Below are 2,533 nucleotides of genomic sequence, written 5' to 3'. Positions count from 1 at the left end.
GGTGGACGCCGGACAACGCTGAGGCCATGCTCGCATTGCGCACGACCCGGGCTAACGGGAAGTGGTCAGCGTACTGGCAGGGGCTCGTTAAGCAAGCCGCATGACAGTTCCGGCAACCACATCAGTTTGGATCGCACCCGCCGCGGGCGAGGAACTTGACCGCCGCATCGGCCTGGCCGCCGTTGACCTCGAAGGTGTAGGGCAGCTTGCCGTAGTCGGCCTGAATCTTCGCCTGGGCCGGGGCGGCTGGGGCGGCTGGGGCGGTCGCCGCACTGGCCGGCGGTGGGACCGGCTGGATCAGCGGCACCGCGAGGGCGGTGACGTCCGCCCCGCCGGTGGACACGATGGGATCGGGTGCGGCGGCGGCCAGCAGGCCGCTGCCGAGCGCCAGCAGGGCGGGGATCAGGTGCAGTCGTGGGGGGATACTGAACATACAGAGGCTCCTTGGGTGAGAGGGGCGAAGCTAAATCAGGCAATTGCGCGCGTAAAGAGACGAAGATTTGAAGGGGCGACTGAAGTCGCCCCTACAGTCACCCCTAAAGTCGCTCTGACAGGCGCCCCTACGGATGTCGCCGATGGCTGCCGGCTCAGAAGGTTTCCCGAGACGACTGTGATGCACGTCACAGTTTTCAAAATTGCACTGTAGCGTCCCGAGCGCCGCAAGGAAAACCCCCATTGATCACCCGCCAACTACCGTACGGCGGAAAGGTTCAGGGAAAACTTTCCACCACCCCGGCGCTCCAACCCACTAAACTACTAACCTTTGCGCCGGACCCGCCCGGACCGGCCGCGACCTCCGTCGACCGAATCCACCCACACGACCTATCGAGCAAGACCATGAGTGACCAGACGACAATGGTCCCGCGCCGACCGGTGATCCTGATCATCCTGGACGGCTTCGGACTCAATCCGAGCAAGGCCAACAACGCCATCGCCATCGCCGACACGCCGAAGTTCGACGATTATTTCGCCCACTATCCCCATTGTGCCTTGCAGGCATCGGGGCTGGCGGTGGGTCTGCCGGACGGGCAGATGGGCAACTCGGAGGTGGGGCACATGTCCCTGGGCTCCGGCTGCGTGGTCAAACAGGATTTGGTGCTGATCGACGCCGCCATCGCCGACGGCAGCTTCTACGAGAACCCGGTGCTGACCGCCGCCGCGCGCGCCGCCGCGGCCCAGGGCCGGCCGGTGCACCTGATGGGCCTGGTGTCGGACGGCGGAGTGCACAGCCATGTGACCCAGCTCGTCGCCCTCATCGAACTGTGCCGACGCCAGGGCGCACGGCCCATGGTCCATGTGTTCACCGACGGGCGCGACACCCCGCCGCGCTCGGCCAAAGCCTTCCTCCCCCCGGTGGAAGAGGCCCTGGCGGCGGCCGGCGGGCAGATCGCCACCGTCATCGGGCGCTATTACGCCATGGACCGGGATCAGCGCTGGGAGCGCACCGAGATCGCCTGGCGCGGCCTGGTCGACGGCGAGGGTCGACATGCCGCCACCGCCGCCGCCGGCATCGACCTGGCCTATGCCGCGGGCGAGGATGACGAGTTCATCCGCCCCACCATCATCGCCGGCGCCGAATTGATCAAGGACGGTGATCATGTCATCCATTTCAATTTCCGCAAGGACCGCCCGCGGCAGATGGTCGAGGCCTTCTTCCAGCCGGACTTCAAGCCCTTCCATCGCCACGGCGTCACCGGCGTGCAGGTCACCTGCATCATGGAGTACGACGCCACCTACGGCCTGCCCTTCGCTTTCGACCACGACATCCCGCACGTCACGCTGGGCCAAATCCTGAGTGACGCCGGTATCCCGCAGTTCCACTGTGCCGAGACCGAAAAATTCGCCCACGTCACCTTCTTCTTCAACGGCGGGCGCGGCGACCCCTTCCCCGGAGAGGAGCGGGTGCTGATCCCCTCACCCAAGGTCGCCACCTATGACTTGCAGCCCGAAATGAGCGCAAGCGCGGTGGCCGACGCCGTCATCACGGCGCTCGACAGCCGCGCCTTCCCCTTCATCGTGGTCAACTTCGCCAACGGCGACATGGTCGGCCACACCGCCGTGCGCGAGTCGGTCATCGAGGCGGTCCGCACGCTCGACCGCGAGGCCGGGCGCGTCATGGACGCCGCCAAGGCCCAGGGTTACTCGATCATCCTCACCGCCGACCACGGCAACTGCGATGAGATGATCGACCCGGCCAGCGGCGAGCCCCACACTCAACACACCGTCTACCCGGTGCCCTGTCTGGTCGCCGACGAAATCCAGTGGCGGCTGTCCACCGGCGGCGGCCTGGCGGATATTGCGCCGACCGTCCTACAGCTCATGGGGCTGCCCAAGCCCAAGCAGATGCAGGGCCGCTCGCTGCTGCTGGGGCCGGCGACGGTGTAGGATGCGGTGAGGCACGGACACTGGTGGCGAATTCGCTAACCTACTGAAACCCAGCGCCTCCAGATCCTGCTATCAAGGAGTTACGGGCTCTCTGGGCATTTCGCCACCAGTTTCAGGAACGAACCCCAACATCCCGGCCGCCAATCGT

2 protein-coding genes are annotated in these 2,533 nt (G+C 66.0%); one reads left to right on the top strand and one right to left on the bottom strand.

Features of this window, described 5'->3' with window-relative positions; all coding sequences use genetic code 11:
* Positions 1-121: 121 nt before the first annotated feature.
* Entirely contained in the window at positions 122-433 is a 312-nt protein-coding gene (locus QZY03_RS08505; RefSeq protein WP_295580059.1) for a hypothetical protein, read from the bottom strand.
* Positions 434-837: 404 nt separating this feature from the next.
* On the opposite strand from QZY03_RS08505, the gene gpmI reads away from it, so the two are divergent.
* Positions 838-2,385: a 2,3-bisphosphoglycerate-independent phosphoglycerate mutase gene (gene gpmI, locus QZY03_RS08500; protein WP_295580058.1), complete on the top strand. Its 1,548-nt coding sequence runs from the start codon at positions 838-840 to the stop codon at positions 2,383-2,385.
* Positions 2,386-2,533: the final 148 nt, after the last annotated feature.

The sequence above is a fragment of the uncultured Lamprocystis sp. genome (assembly GCF_903933125.1).
In the GTDB taxonomy this organism is placed as follows: Bacteria; Pseudomonadota; Gammaproteobacteria; order Chromatiales; family Chromatiaceae; genus Thiodictyon.
This window is presented reverse-complemented; position numbering and strand designations above follow the sequence as displayed.